Genomic DNA, 14,167 nt, shown 5'->3' on the forward strand with positions numbered 1-14,167 from the left:
GTGGAATTTAGGGCTAATCTACGTCAGCCCCAAATTTTAAGTCGGTGAAAGCCGGATCCAGTTCGTTGATCTTTAATGGCCAAACCTTTATTGCGTCAGACGTCCGCACCATACATTACCGTAATACCGATGCGCAAGGCGAGTTGCCGTTTAACCTATCTGGGAATCAAGCGACAGGCGAGGTTTGCGACTGGCGACGCGGCAATTTGTTTTTGACCTTGGATTATTCGACTTTTCCAATGGACTCCTACTCCGGACGCATAGTCAGTTTGGACAGTTTGAGGCTGGAAAATAAGCGCAGTGATGATGAAATCCGTGAAAGTGCAGGCTGTCTGAAAGGAGAGATTCTTTCTGAAAACTGCCCGCATTGCGGCGCTCCTGTCCATTGGCCAAGTGGTGTTACTTCTTTCCTTTTGTGTCAGTCTTGCGGCAGCAGTTTGAACACGACAAAAGATACTGTTGTGTTGATGGAGGCAAATGCCCAAAGGAAAGAACAAGAAAACTTGTTTACACTTTCCATAGGTACGAAAGGCCGTCTGAACGATACAGAATATCTGATTATCGGGGCTGTAAGATTTGCCGAAATATCGTCCTATAACCAAAATCAGTCCGAATACTGGACGGAATATCTGCTTTATAACACTCAACAAGGGTTTGCCTGGCTGATTGAGTCTGGAAAACGCTGGCGGCTGTCAGAAACCTTACAAACATGGCCGGACTTTGATTCAAGTGGCAATCCTGCCGGTGAAATGTTGATTGATCATTACCGCGGGCAGGTCGAGGCAGCGGCTGGTGCTTTTTATTGGAAAGTCAAACAAGGCGATTTGCTTCATTACAAGGAATATAGCGGCAAGAAAAGTTATGGCCGGAATGTCATTCTGTGTTCCGAGCAGAGCAAGGATGAAATAGTCTGGAGTAAAAGCAGTCCTGTGTCTTACCGTCAAATGAGAAAGGCATTCGGCCTGTCTTTTGATACTAAGGAGATGCTCTCTTACTGGCTGAAGGGCGACAATAGAAATGTTGGGAGTAGAGATAATGTAGCCCGTATCATTGCTATGCTGATTCTTATCATCGTCAACCTTCCGGCCTGGCTGTCGCCGCATCTACGTAGTCCTGTCGGTATAGTGGTCAGTCTGTGTGCGTTGGTATGGATATGGGTTTCTGACAGATATAAAAACGATCGTGATTACGAAGAAGAACGGGTAGGGACGATTATTTTCTTTGCTTTCATCATTTTCCTTACCGTCTTGTTCAACTATGTCAAAGCTGAAGACAGCGACTCATCGCATTCCGGCAGCTCCTATCATGGTTATTCGGCAGGGCATAAATAACGTGAGATCTGTTTAACTTCGTTGTGCCGTTTTACTTTTATTTTTTCAGACGACCTTTTTATAAAACATGCTAACCCGCCGTCAATTTCTCAGCTATACCGCCGCGCTTGGCGCTGCTTCTGCTTTTTCTTGGCAGACTTACAAATACTTCAACCGCAAACCGTCGGTTTCTATTAACCGTGTCGGCTTGCCGCTGGGGCATTTGTTGCGCGATCGAAAATTGTTGCAAGCGCCGGCTCGTCGTTATGAGTGCAATACGTTGATACTCGGCGGCGGTGCGGCTGGGTTGGGGGCGTTGTGGTATTTGGCGAAGCATAATCACCGCGATGTATTGTTGGCAGAAGGGTTTGAACGCAATGGCAACAATGCCGCCTATACGTCTTCAGACGGCCTGAAAGCGCCGAGTGGTGCGCATTATTTGGCTTTGCCGTCGAAAGAAAGCGTGTATGTGCGCGAGATGCTGGCGGATTTCGGTATTTTGCAGTCAGACGGCAGCTTTAGGGAAACCGATTTGGTCTATGCGCCCGAATCGCGCCTCTTATATCAGGATAAATGGGTGGAACATTTATTGCCGAAAGAAGATGCGGATTCCAAACGGTTTTTTGATTTGATAGGCCGTCTGAAACAGGCTTACGGCAATGACGGTAAGAAAATTTTTGCCATTCCGATTGCGCTGTCATCGGTAGATGAGACATGGCGCAAACTTGATGATTTAACGTTCAAACAATGGCTTGAGCAAGAAGGTTACCACTCGCCCGAGCTTTTATGGTATCTCGATTATTGTTGCCGCGACGATTATGGACAAGGTATCGGGCAAGTGTCTGCCTTTGCCGGACTGCATTATTTTGCCGCCCGCAACAGCGCGGAAACCGTCCTTACCTGGCCCGAAGGTTTGGCACATCTTTCTGCAAACCTGCGCCGTCATGCCGGTTTGCAGGAAGGCTGGCAATGGCCGTCTGAAAACCGTATCCGTTTGGAGAAACCTGCTTCGGTTAATGCTTCTGCCGTCAAAGTCAAACCGCTTTCAGACGGCCGGATTGAAGTGTGGCTGCGTGATAATGCAAAAGAGGAAACCGTTGCCGTCACCGCGCAACACGTTATCTCCGCCATGCCGCTGATGGTTGCCGCCCGCATTATTGAATCTTCTGAACAATTTGGTCTGGACATCCCCGAATACGCGCCATGGCTGGTTTCTAATTTTGAACTGCACAGTTTTCCGAAAGAAAAAAACAACAGCGAACTTGCGTGGGACAACGTGGTTTACGGCAGCCAAGGGCTAGGCTATGTTGTTGCGACCAACCAGTTTATTCGGGTTGCCCGTCCTGAACGCACGATTTTTACCGCCTACGCCGCGCTCAACCACGATACGCCACAAGCCGTCCGCCGCCAGCTACTTGAAGCAAGTGACGAAGAGTTGCTCCAGCTTGCCGCCCAAGATCTGCTTACCGCTTACGGCGAAGGCTTTTGGCGGCACGTTTCCCATGTTGACATTACCGTTCGCGGGCATGGCATGAGCGTGCCGAAGCCCGGCTATTTAAGCGATGAGGCTTTATTAAAAATCAGAAACCGAAATGCTGGATTATTGTTTGCACACAGTGATTTAAGCAGCTATTCGGTATTTGAAGAGGCTTTGTATTGGGGTGTGGAAGCGGCACGGAAAGTGTTGGCTTAATTGATATAAAAAGGCCGTCTGAAATCATATTCAGACGGCCTTTTCTTTTTTAACCTATAACCTGATTAGGCTTTTGGTTTCAAAGCGGCAGCTTCGCGAGCCAGACGGGTGATGGTATCCCAGTCTTTGTTTTTGATGGCTTCTTTCGGAGTCAGCCATGAGCCGCCGACGCACAAGACATTAGGCAGTGCCAAGTATTCGGGAGCAGTTGCCAGGCTGATGCCGCCGGTCGGGCAGAAGCGCACGTCGGCGTAAGGGCCGTACAGGGCCTTGAGCATGGCTTTGCCACCGACGACTTCGGCAGGGAAGAGTTTGAGTGTATCGATGCCGTGTTCCAAAGCCAGTTGGACTTCGCCCGGAGTGGCAACGCCGGGAATCAGGGGGATGCCGCTGTTGTGGCTGGCTTTGGCGAGGGATTCGTGCAAACCCGGGCTGATAGCGAAAACCGCGCCTGCGTCTTCGACGGCTTTGAGCTGCTCGGGATTGGTTACCGTACCCGCGCCGACGATGGCGTTGGGCACTTCTTTGGCAATCAGACGGATGGCGTCGAGGCCGACAGGGGTGCGCAGGGTGATTTCGAGGGTGGGAATGCCACCTTCGACAAGGGCATGGGATAAATCGACGGCAGTACTCAAGTCGTCAATCGCCATTACCGGCACAACTGCGCCGGCAGTCAGAATTTCACGAGGGGTCAGTTTAGACATTTTAGGTCTCCGTTGGGGACTGTATCGTAATAGGGTCGTTAACATGGTTTCAGACGGCCTGTTTGTTTTAAGAGGCCGTCTGAAAAGGGTTTAGGCAAATTCGCCGCCGAAGCTCATGGCACCGGTTTCTGCGCTGCTGGTCATGCTGCGGAAGTTGGCGAAGAGTTCGCGGCCGCAGCCTTGTTGGTTGGCGCTCAAGTCGATGCGCTCGACTTCGCGGGCGTTCCATTCGGCTTCGTTAATCAGGACGTTGAGTTCGCCGCTAACGGAGTCAAAGCGGATCAGGTCGCCGGTACGGATTTTAGCGATGTTGCCACCCATCAGGGCTTCGGGGGTCATGTGGATGGAAGCTGGAACTTTGCCGGATGCGCCGGACATACGACCGTCGGTCAGCAGCGCCACTTTGAAGCCGCGGTCTTGCAGGATGCCCAAAGGTGGGGTCAGTTTGTGCAATTCGGGCATACCGTTGGCGCGCGGGCCTTGGTAGCGGACGACGCAGACGAAATCGCGTTCCAACTCGCCACGCTCGAACGCAGCCAAAACTTCGCGTTGGTCGTTGAACACGATGGCAGGCGCTTCGATAATACGGCAGCCTTCGCGCACGGCGGACACTTTAATCACGCCGCGTCCGATGTTGCCTTTCATCAGGCGCAGACCGCCGTCTGGGGAGAACGGGTTATCGGCTTTGCGCAGGATGTCTTCATTGCCGCTGGTTTCAGGGGCTTCGCGCCATTCGAGTTTGCCGTCGATGAGGAAAGGCTCTTTAGTGTAGTGGCGCATACCGTGTCCGACGACGGTATCGACATCGTCGTGCAATAAGCCTGCGTCCAGCAATTCGCGGATAACGAAAGGCAGGCCGCCTGCCGCGGTAAAGTGGTTCACGTCGGCTTTGCCGTTTGGATACACGCGGATTAGCAATGGGATGATGGAAGAAATTTCGTCGAAGTCGTCCCAGTTCAAAATCACGCCTGCGGCACGCGCCATGGCGACGAGGTGCATGGTGTGGTTAGTCGAGCCGCCGGTTGCCATCAGGCCGATCAGGGCGTTGATGAAGGATTTTTCGGTCAACATTTCGCCCAATGGTTTGATGGTGCCGTTTTTAATGCCGCGTGCGAGGTGTCCGGCAGCGTAGCGGGTCAGGGCTTCGCGCAGGTCGGTATATGGGTGGACAAAGGCGGCAGCAGGCAGGTGCACGCCCATCATTTCCATCATCATCTGGTTGGAGTTGGCGGTACCGTAGAAGGTACAAGTACCTGGGCTGTGGTAAGAGCCCATTTCGCTTTCAAGCAAGGCGTCGCGGCCGACTTTGCCTTCGGCAAAAAGTTGGCGGGTACGGGCTTTTTCTTTATTGCCGATACCGCTGGACATCGGGCCTGCAGGGACGAAGATGCCTGGGATATGGCCAAACGACAACGCACCAATCATCAAACCCGGTACGATTTTGTCACATACGCCCATAAACAGGCCGCCGTCAAACATTTGGTGCGACAGACCGATGGCGGTACTCATGGCAATCACGTCGCGGGAAAACAGCGACAATTCCATGCCTGCGTAGCCTTGCGTGATGCCGTCGCACATGGCGGGCGTGCCGCCGGCGACTTGGGCGGTCGCGCCGTTTTTTTGTGCTTCGTCTTTAATTTGGTCGGGGAAGTCTTTAAACGGCTGGTGTGCGGAAACCATGTCGTTATAGGCAGTGATGATGCCTAAGTTGGGGACGGTTTCCTGAAGCATTTCGATTTTGATGCTCTTAGGCATGGAGGCGTAGCCGTGTGCCAAGTTGCTGCAGCCGAGCTGGTTGCGCTCTAAGCGTCCCATCTGTTTGGCGCTGCGGATTTTCGCCAGATACTTTTCACGCGTCGGGCGGCTGCGCTCGATGATGCGCTCGGTAATTTCGGCGAGTTTCGGGTGAATAGGAGTGGGGTTCATGTGCGGTCTCCTGGCTAAACGATATGATAGGGATTTTGTTTGCGCGTTTCTGATTTTTGTATTGGGTATGTTTCAGACGGCCTTGAGCTGTGGGAATGAATAATAAGGGCCGTCTGAATATTTGAAGATTTCTCTTCGAAGCGTTCGCATATTATAGTACAAAATCTGTAATTTTGTTACAAAATAATTTGCTAAATGTAAGAAATTTGATTTAAATCGAGGTATGGTCAATTCGTAAAACGATGGGCTGTAAAAGTCATCAAACTTTTATGTTAAATCAAACAATTTGTAAAAATGAGAATAGACAAAATGTGTAGCCATGTGTAGTATTACTACTCATTAGCCCGCTTGTTTGAAATTTTGGTGCAGGCGATTGGTTTTTTACTGCTTATTGCTTAAAGGCTTTTGATTCTAATCGATTTTTATAGATGACGACAGTCCAAAAGTTTTGAAGCAAGCTTCCTCAACGAGAGATGAAACAATGAGTACACAGACAAATTTTGATTTGGTGTTGTTTGGCGCGACCGGCGATTTGGCAATGCGTAAACTTTTGCCTTGCCTGTATCAGGCGCATGTAGCCGGTTTGCTTCATCCCGAAGGTCGTATTTTGGGCGTAAGCCGCAGCGAATTGGATACCGCCGGCTTTTTGGCCAAAGTGGAAACGAACTCTAAAATCCATGTCAAACAAAACTTCTCAGAAGAAGCGTGGGCATCGTTTATCCAACGTCTCGAGTATTTGAAAGTCGATGTGACAAAGAAAGACGACTTTATTGCTTTGGGCGACTTGGTAAAAGCGCGCAAGAATACTGAAAATGTCGTGATCTACCTCTCAACTGCGCCGAAATTTTTTGCGCAAGCCTGTGAAAACCTTGCCGAAATCGGTTTGAATGCCGATAACGTGCGCGTGGTTTTGGAAAAACCGCTGGGTACAGACCTGGCCTCTTCCCAACAAATCAATACAGATGTGGCCCGTTATTTCAAAGAAGAACAAATCTACCGCATCGACCATTATTTGGGTAAAGAAAGCCTGCAAAACCTGCTGGCCCTGCGTTTTGCCAATGTGATGTTCGAGCCTTTGTGGAACAACAAATACATTGAAAGCGTACAGCTGACCATTGCCGAGCAGTTGGGCGTGGAAGAGCGCGGCGAGTTCTACGACATTACCGGCGCATTGCGCGATATGGTGCAAAACCACTTGATGCAAATGCTTTGTATGACCGCCATGGAAGCGCCCGCCAGCTTGGATGCCGATGCCGTGCGTGATGAAAAAGTGAAAGTCATCAAGGCTTTGAAACCGCTGACCATCGAATCCGTCAATGAAAATGTTATTCGCGGCCAATATGTTGCGTCAAACGGCATGAACGGCTATCTGGAAGAAGTCGATGTACCGAAAGACAGTTTCACTGAAACCTATGTCGCCATTAAAGCCGAAATCGAAAACGAACGTTGGAAAGGCGTACCTTTCTACCTGCGTACCGGCAAACGCATGGCAGGCAAAGTAGCGGAAATCGTGTTGAACTTCCGTCCGCTGCAAAACCATATTTTTGACAACAGCCAACCTGCGCCGAATCGTTTGGTTATTGAACTACAACCGACCGAATCCGTCCGCCTTTACACGCAAGTGAAAACCCCGGGTGCAGGCAATAAAGTGGAAGTAACGTCTTTGGGCGTGGATTTGGGCAAAGCCGTAGAAGGCCGCCGCGCTGAAGCTTATGAGCGTCTGTTGCTGGATGTGATTAACGGCAAACTCGCTTTGTTCAACCGCCGCGACGAACTCGAAGCCGCTTGGGAATATGTGATGCCGATTTTGGAAAACTGGGCGAACAATACAACGCCTCCGCATGCTTACGAAGCCCATTCTTGGGGTCCTGAAGCCGCGCGCGCGCTGTTGGCGCGCGACGGCAACAAGTGGCACGAAGAGCAATAATATTTCTTTCAGACGGCCTTGTTTTCTAACAAAAGGCCGTCTGAAACCATGAAAGGACGAAACATGTTTGTTTGGCACGAACAAGAAAACGCTGCAACTGCCGCGCAAGCTTTGGCCGATGCCGTTGCCACCGCACTGCAAACCACATTGAATGAGAAAGGCCATGCGGTTTTGGCCGTTTCCGGCGGTCGCTCGCCGATTGCGTTTTTCGAGGCTTTGTCGCAAAAAGATTTAAATTGGCAAAACATCGGCATTACTTTGGTGGACGAGCGTATTGTCCCGACCACGCATGCCGACAGCAATACGGGCCTGGTGCGCGAATATCTGCTCAAAAATAATGCGGCCGTTGCCACATGGATTCCGGTTGTTGAAGACGGAAAATCTGAAACTGAATTACAACCTGGAGTTGTCGTTGCTTACGCATTGAAACATTACAAACAACCTGACGTGCTGGTGTTGGGCATGGGTTCAGACGGGCATACGGCGTCGTTGTTCCCTCAAGCGCCTCAATTACAGGCTGCAATCAATGAAGCCGATGACCCGACATTGATTCATACTACGCCGGTTACCGCGCCGCATGAGCGCGTAAGCATGACTTTGGGTGCGATTGCCAAAACACCGAATGTGTTTTTGGCCATTCAAGGCGCAGAGAAAAAAGCAGTATTTGATAAAGCTGCCGCAAGAGCCGATACCGAATATCCGACCAGCCTAATTCTCAATCATCAAGGAATTAACTGCCATGTCTACTATGCACACTGAAGCTTATCCCCGCCTGGTCGCCGACATCGGCGGTACGAATGCCCGTTTTGCGCTTGAAACTGCCCCGCAAGTGATTGAGAAGGCTGAAGTTTTGCCATGCAAAGATTACGATACCGTCGTTGATGCCGCTAAAACTTATTTGGAACGCGCAGGCAGCCCGAAAGTTTTGCACGCCGCCTTTGCGATTGCCAATCCGATTTTGGGCGACTGGGTGCAAATGACCAACCACCACTGGGCGTTTTCCATCGAGACCACCCGTCAGGCTTTGGGTTTGGAAACCTTGATTCTGTTGAACGACTTTACCGCCCAAGCTTTGGCAGTGACCAAAACCGAAAAGAAAGACCTGGTACAAATCGGTGGGCAAAAGCCCATCGAATTTGCGCCTAAAGCCGTTATCGGCCCGGGTACAGGTTTGGGTGTCAGCGGTTTGGTGCACAGCGCCGCAGGCTGGGTGGCTTTGTCAGGCGAGGGGGGCCATACCAGTTTTCCGCCGTTTGACGATATGGAAGTATTGATTTGGCAATACGCTAAAAACAAATACGGTCATGTTTCCGCCGAGCGTTTCTTGAGCGGCGCAGGTTTGAGCCTGATTTACGAAGCATTGGCCAAACGCGACAACATCAAGCAATATCGTCTGAAGCCGTCTGAAATTACCGATAAGGCATTGAGCGGGACTTCTCCGCTTTGCCGTCAGACTTTGGATATTTTCTGCGCCATGCTGGGTACGGTTGCTTCCAATTTGGCTTTGTCATTGGGTGCGCGCGGCGGCGTGTATTTGTGCGGCGGCATTATCCCGCGCGTGTTGGATTACTTTAAAACGTCCCCGTTCCGCAGCCGCTTTGAAAATAAAGGCCGCTTTGAGGCTTATCTTGCCGCTATTCCCGTGTATGTCGTATTGAGCGAGTTTCCGGGCATCGTCGGCGCAGCGGCGGCATTAGACAATCATTTAAATAACGTTTAAACACACAAACGGCGGTGCAGGGCAGAGGTGGAGAAAACCCTTGTCCCGAACGTCAAAAAATCAAAGGGTAGAGTATATGTTAAGCAAAATCAGCGAATCATTGTCCAACCTCTCCGGCGCAGAACGCAAAGTTGCCGAATCTGCGCTGGCCGAGCCGAAATGGTTCGTTCATGCCGCTGTGGCGGAAATCGCCGAGCGTGCGTCCGTCAGTCAGCCGACAGTAATCCGTTTCTGCCGCAGCCTGGGTTACAAAGGCTTGCCTGAATTCAAACTTGCTTTGTCTGCCAGCATCGGCCACGAAGGCATGCCTTACGTTCATGAAGAATTAAACGCCGATGACAACATGGGCAGCGTGGTCGAAAAAGTATTGGGCAATGCCGCAGCCTCCCTCTTGGGCGAGCGCCGCTTTCTGAAAGAATCCGAGCTGGAAAATGCGATTGCCATTCTGATGCACGCGCGACGCGTTGAGTTTTATGGTGTCGGCAACTCCGGCATCGTAGCCCAAGACGCGCAACACAAATTTTTCCGCTTCGGCATGTCCACTGTTGCTTATGTCGATACGCATACCCAGTTGATGGCGGCTTCCGTATTGACCGAGCAGGATGTGCTGGTGGCGATTTCCAATACCGGCTCGTCTATCGAATTGCTGGACGCGGCCAGTATCGCCAAAGAAAACGGCGCATCCGTTATCGCGCTGACCCGCAATGATTCGCCGTTGGCCCAAATGGCCGACTGCGTATTGAGCATTGCCACTCAAGAAAATGCCGAGCTTTATACGCCTATGGTGTCCCGTCTTCTGCAATTGGCCGTTATCGACATTCTTGCCATCGGCTTGGCCTTACGCTTGGGCGATACCGCCAGCACGCAACTGCAAAAAAGTAAAAAAAGCATACACAACAAACACATCGAATACGATAAAGATTGATTCTTCACTGACATTTTCAGACGGCCTCGCCTCATATCCAGGCCGTCTGAAACCTCAAAAAACGGAAACCACCCCGTTCCCGTTTCAGACGACCTCACGGCCGTTTTCTCAACAAAACTGTCCATTATCCAGGAGAGCATCCGATGAAACACCTTCACGATTTACCGGCTTGGTCAAAATTATGGATACATTTTGACGAAACCAAAGAACAACATATGCGCGAAATGTTCGATCAAGATCCCGAACGTGCCGAGCGTTACTGGCTGCAAGTCGGCGGCCTGACTTTGGATTATTCCAAAAACCGCATCAACGACGAAACCATGGCACTGTTGTTCGAGCTGGCGCGTGAAGCAGGCGTACCGGAACGGATGCAACAAATGTTCCACGGTGAAAAAATCAATACGACGGAAAACCGCGCCGTACTCCACGTTGCCCTGCGTAACCGCACCAACGCCCCCATCGTCGTGGACGGCGAAGATGTGATGCCTAAAGTCAACCATGTCCTGCAACGCATGGGCGAATTTGCACACGAAGTCCGCAGCGGCAGCTGGTTGGGCTATACCAACCAAGTTATCACCGACGTTGTCAACATCGGTATCGGCGGCTCCGACCTCGGTCCGCTGATGATGTGTACCGCGCTCAAACAATTCGGCCATCCGCGTTTGAACATGCACTTCGTCTCCAATGTGGACGGCTCCCAACTGCGCGACGTATTGTCCAAGGTCCACCCCGAGACCACCCTCTTCATCATCGCCTCCAAAACCTTCACCACCCAAGAAACCCTGACCAACGCCCTGACCGCGCGTAAATGGTTCTTGGATCATGCAGGCGATGAAAGCGCGGTGGCCAAACACTTCGTTGCCGTATCGACCAACCAAAAAGCCGTTGCCGAATTCGGTATCGATACCGCCAATATGTTTGAATTTTGGGACTGGGTCGGCGGCCGTTACAGCCTCTGGTCAGCCATCGGCCTGCCGATTATGCTGTATCTCGGCGAAGAGAACTTCATCGAAATGCTCAACGGCGCGCACCTGATGGACCAACACTTCATCAACACGCCGCTAGAGCGCAACATGCCCGTCATCCTCGCCCTTATCGGCATCTGGTACATCAACTACTACGGCGGCGGCAGCCACGTTATCGCACCTTACGACCAACATCTCCACCGTCTGCCTAAATTCATCCAGCAGCTCGATATGGAGAGCAACGGCAAACAAGTTACCCTTGACGGTAAACCGGTCGGTTACGAAACTTCCCCGATTATTTGGGGCGAAACCGGTATCAACGGCCAGCACGCCTTCTTCCAACTGCTGCACCAAGGTACACACATCACGCCGATTGACCTGATTGCCTCGCTTGAAAAACGCAGCAATTTGCAAGGCCATCACGAAATCCTGTTGGCCAACGTTTTTGCCCAAGCCGAAGCCTTTATGCGCGGCAAAACCCCAGACGAAGTCCGCGCCGAACTTAAAGCCCAAGGTATGGAAGCAGAGCGCATCGAAGAGCTGGTTCCGCACAAAACCTTCTCAGGTAACCGCCCGACCAACCTCATCCTCATGGACAAAATCAACCCGCGCAATATGGGCAGCCTGATTGCCATGTACGAACACAAAACCTTCGTCCAAGGCATTATTTGGGGCATCAACAGCTTTGACCAATGGGGCGTAGAGCTCGGCAAACAATTGGCCAAAACCATTCTTGCCGAATTGAACGGCGAGACTGAAGTGCAAAAACACGACAGCTCGACTACACGTCTGATTAATCTTTATTTGAACGCCAACAAATAAAGCATTTAGTTAAATACCAAGGCCGTCTGAAACTTTCAGACGGCCTTTTGTTTTATTCCGGATCATCCGTAAACGCATTTTCCCGAAATATCGGTATAAATGTGAAAAGATACAGTACGAACACGACGATGGTCAGAATCGCAGGGACGGTGATGAAGAATATCGGGTTCACGTTCATCAAGAAAGCGCGCGAGACGGCGGCCATAAAGAGCAGGGGAACGGCAATGCGGCAGAGTTTGGGGTAGTCGAGTTTGGTAAAGCCGCTGTGCCACAGTCCGGCGGTCAGCCACACCATCATCACGCCGCCCATCATGCCGCCGATGGTAATCAGGTGCAGGGGAGCGGAGGAAGGCAGGTTTTGTAGTTTCGCCGCGCCCGCCCACAGATAGCCTGCGGCGGCAAAAAGCTGGAGCAGGTAATAGGTGCGGACGTAGTGTTTGCGCAGGAGTTCGTGATGGTGAAGCTCACGCAGTTTGGCAAGCAGGATGAAGCCGACGGCGAGCGCGGTAAAACCGGCGGTTTGCGCGGGCAGCCAAAGTTCGGCGGCGGCGTGCAGGAGTAGGAAGGTGATGGCGATATTTTTATAGACGACGTTGGGAATGAATACGGGGTCTTTCAGACGGCATTCTTTGAGGGCTTCCGCACCCAAGAGGACGCTGACGCGGACGGATACGAACATCACCGCCGCCATGTTCAGATGCACTTGCGCACGCAACAGGTTTAAATCGCCAGTTGCGGCATAGGCCGTCTGAAAAACGGTAAACGCGGCAAGCAGCATTAAGAGGGCAAAGTTGTCAGTGTTGCGGTCGAGCCAAATCAGCCAAGCGCAGAAAAGCAGCAACACCAGCCAATAGGCGGCGACGAAAAACGAAGCGGTTTGCGGCGCAAACGGCAGTATGGTGGATGCGGCGAGCAACAATGCCGCCATCAAAGTGGCGACAGGTTTCAGACGGCCTTGATAGCCCGTCCATTCGAGCATGGCGGCAGTCAGGAAGCCGCCGTATGCCGCAGGCAGCATGAGTTCTAAAAAGATTTGGCGGTGCAAAATGACGGCCCCGGGGCTGATGAAAAAGACCAACGCGCCGAGTATGGCAAGTACCGCCGCGCCGACGAAAAACGGCCGCATAGGGTGGGTGAAAAATTTATTCATGGCTTGGCTTGATTCTGCATGAAGATGCTTTCGGATATGGATTTATTGGGCGGACAGGGCTGTATCTTTTGCCAAAGAGGCAAGCCCGCGGCTTGCTTGCCCTCTCCCTAACCCTCTCCCCGTGGGAGAGGGTTAGGGAGAGGGCAACGAACCGCAAGGTTTGTCAGATACTCAAATGCCCGTATCATTCATATTATTGATATTATTGTTCGAATTGTATTATTTTCAATAATAATAAATAACCCTAAACCAATATAAATAACAGCCATTATCCAACGACTAAACTTCTCTATAATTTCACCAACACCTGAAATATTAGCCAATCTTTGTGCTGTATATACTAAAACAAAAATCAATATTAAAAATACAAGAAGAGTAACTAATAAGTCGACAAGATCTAAAGTCACAAAGTAAGGAACAAAAAGTCCAATATTATCTGCACCACAACTAGCAACTGTAACCAAAGCAACAATACCGACTAATTTTGACAACCCTTTTTCATCCAATTCTTTTTTAGCTCTTTTTTCGCCCTCACAATCGTCGTAAATAGCAACTTTAATACCTAAGTAAATCGGTATTAAACCTAATAAACCCAACACCCATTTTTCCGGAACATAATGCAAAACAAAAGCTAGAAATAAACTAACTAATATTAAAATTACAGAACCTAAATATTGTCCGATATAAATATCTCGATATTCTTTTCTAGTATTTGCTCTAGCAAAAAATATTAATAGTATTACCAACAAATCTACTGCTGTAGCAATATATAAAACAGCAGCAGTAATCACAGTCGAAAACATAAAGCACCTCATAATGAATCCCCTGCCCCCTTGGCACCACGGCTTTTTCAAAAACCGAATCGCGTTCGGATAACAGATTCGTATCTTTCGCTAAAGAGGCAAGCCTGCGGCTTGCTTACCCTCTCCCTAGCCATCTCCCACGGGGAGAGGGAATTGGGCTGTCGAGCCTGAACATTTTCAGGTTTACCTGACATCTGATTCCCAATTCTACGGCTCTCTGAT

The 14,167-nt window shown here is 50.6% G+C and carries 11 protein-coding genes; 7 read left to right on the forward strand and 4 right to left on the reverse strand.

Annotated features, from left to right (window positions below):
• Nucleotides 1-44 precede the first annotated feature (44 nt).
• Nucleotides 45-1,331: a DUF4178 domain-containing protein gene (locus HMPREF2661_RS08140; RefSeq protein ID WP_283140442.1), complete on the forward strand. Its 1,287-nt coding sequence runs from the start codon at nt 45-47 to the stop codon at nt 1,329-1,331.
• Nucleotides 1,332-1,398: 67 nt separating this feature from the next.
• Complete coding sequence (locus HMPREF2661_RS08145; protein WP_070823284.1) at nt 1,399-3,003, forward strand: NAD(P)-binding protein; 1,605 nt, start codon at nt 1,399-1,401, stop codon at nt 3,001-3,003.
• 65 nt (nt 3,004-3,068) lie between these two features.
• On the opposite strand, the gene HMPREF2661_RS08150 is transcribed toward HMPREF2661_RS08145, so the two are convergent.
• Nucleotides 3,069-3,707, reverse strand: coding sequence for a bifunctional 4-hydroxy-2-oxoglutarate aldolase/2-dehydro-3-deoxy-phosphogluconate aldolase (locus HMPREF2661_RS08150; protein ID WP_003745733.1), 639 nt, complete (start codon nt 3,705-3,707; stop codon nt 3,069-3,071).
• 90 nt (nt 3,708-3,797) lie between these two features.
• On the reverse strand, nt 3,798-5,633 hold the full coding sequence (gene edd, locus HMPREF2661_RS08155; RefSeq protein ID WP_070823286.1) for a phosphogluconate dehydratase: 1,836 nt from the start codon (nt 5,631-5,633) through the stop codon (nt 3,798-3,800).
• 481 nt (nt 5,634-6,114) lie between these two features.
• Between edd and zwf the strand changes: the two genes are divergently transcribed.
• From zwf to pgi, 5 genes are all read left to right on the forward strand, one after another.
• Entirely contained in the window at nt 6,115-7,560 is a 1,446-nt protein-coding gene (gene zwf / locus HMPREF2661_RS08160) for a glucose-6-phosphate dehydrogenase (RefSeq protein WP_070823288.1), read from the forward strand.
• Between the two features lie 63 nt (nt 7,561-7,623).
• Nucleotides 7,624-8,319: a 6-phosphogluconolactonase gene (pgl, locus tag HMPREF2661_RS08165; protein ID WP_070823291.1), complete on the forward strand. Its 696-nt coding sequence runs from the start codon at nt 7,624-7,626 to the stop codon at nt 8,317-8,319.
• Nucleotides 8,300-9,280, forward strand: coding sequence for a glucokinase (locus HMPREF2661_RS08170; protein ID WP_003745741.1), 981 nt, complete (start codon nt 8,300-8,302; stop codon nt 9,278-9,280). The genes pgl and HMPREF2661_RS08170 overlap by 20 nt, the downstream gene beginning before the upstream one ends.
• A gap of 76 nt (nt 9,281-9,356) precedes the next feature.
• Nucleotides 9,357-10,205 carry a DNA-binding transcriptional regulator HexR gene (gene hexR, locus HMPREF2661_RS08175; RefSeq protein WP_003745745.1) on the forward strand — a complete coding sequence of 283 codons (849 nt, stop codon included), beginning with the start codon at nt 9,357-9,359 and terminating at the stop codon, nt 10,203-10,205.
• A 143-nt stretch (nt 10,206-10,348) separates the two neighbouring features.
• Nucleotides 10,349-11,992: a glucose-6-phosphate isomerase gene (pgi, locus tag HMPREF2661_RS08180; RefSeq protein ID WP_003745746.1), complete on the forward strand. Its 1,644-nt coding sequence runs from the start codon at nt 10,349-10,351 to the stop codon at nt 11,990-11,992.
• 52 nt (nt 11,993-12,044) lie between these two features.
• Here pgi and HMPREF2661_RS08185 read toward each other — a convergent pair whose 3' ends face one another.
• Complete coding sequence (locus tag HMPREF2661_RS08185) at nt 12,045-13,142, reverse strand: NnrS family protein (RefSeq protein ID WP_070823295.1); 1,098 nt, start codon at nt 13,140-13,142, stop codon at nt 12,045-12,047.
• A gap of 188 nt (nt 13,143-13,330) precedes the next feature.
• A complete protein-coding gene (locus HMPREF2661_RS08190) occupies nt 13,331-13,945 on the reverse strand; it encodes a CadD family cadmium resistance transporter (RefSeq protein ID WP_070823393.1) in 615 nt (204 codons plus the stop codon).
• Nucleotides 13,946-14,167: the final 222 nt, after the last annotated feature.

This window comes from Neisseria sp. HMSC061B04, from assembly GCF_001836705.1.
In the GTDB taxonomy this organism is placed as follows: domain Bacteria; phylum Pseudomonadota; class Gammaproteobacteria; order Burkholderiales; family Neisseriaceae; genus Neisseria.

Coding starts and splice junctions, on each gene's coding strand:
- HMPREF2661_RS08145 (WP_070823284.1), top strand. CDS start 1,399: ATGCTAACCCGCCGTCAATTTCTCAGCTATACCGCCGCGCTTGGCGCT.
- HMPREF2661_RS08150 (WP_003745733.1), bottom strand. CDS start 3,707: ATGTCTAAACTGACCCCTCGTGAAATTCTGACTGCCGGCGCAGTTGTG.
- edd (WP_070823286.1), bottom strand. CDS start 5,633: ATGAACCCCACTCCTATTCACCCGAAACTCGCCGAAATTACCGAGCGC.
- zwf (WP_070823288.1), top strand. CDS start 6,115: ATGAGTACACAGACAAATTTTGATTTGGTGTTGTTTGGCGCGACCGGC.
- pgl (WP_070823291.1), top strand. CDS start 7,624: ATGTTTGTTTGGCACGAACAAGAAAACGCTGCAACTGCCGCGCAAGCT.
- HMPREF2661_RS08170 (WP_003745741.1), top strand. CDS start 8,300: ATGTCTACTATGCACACTGAAGCTTATCCCCGCCTGGTCGCCGACATC.
- hexR (WP_003745745.1), top strand. CDS start 9,357: ATGTTAAGCAAAATCAGCGAATCATTGTCCAACCTCTCCGGCGCAGAA.
- pgi (WP_003745746.1), top strand. CDS start 10,349: ATGAAACACCTTCACGATTTACCGGCTTGGTCAAAATTATGGATACAT.
- HMPREF2661_RS08185 (WP_070823295.1), bottom strand. CDS start 13,142: ATGAATAAATTTTTCACCCACCCTATGCGGCCGTTTTTCGTCGGCGCG.
- HMPREF2661_RS08190 (WP_070823393.1), bottom strand. CDS start 13,945: ATGTTTTCGACTGTGATTACTGCTGCTGTTTTATATATTGCTACAGCA.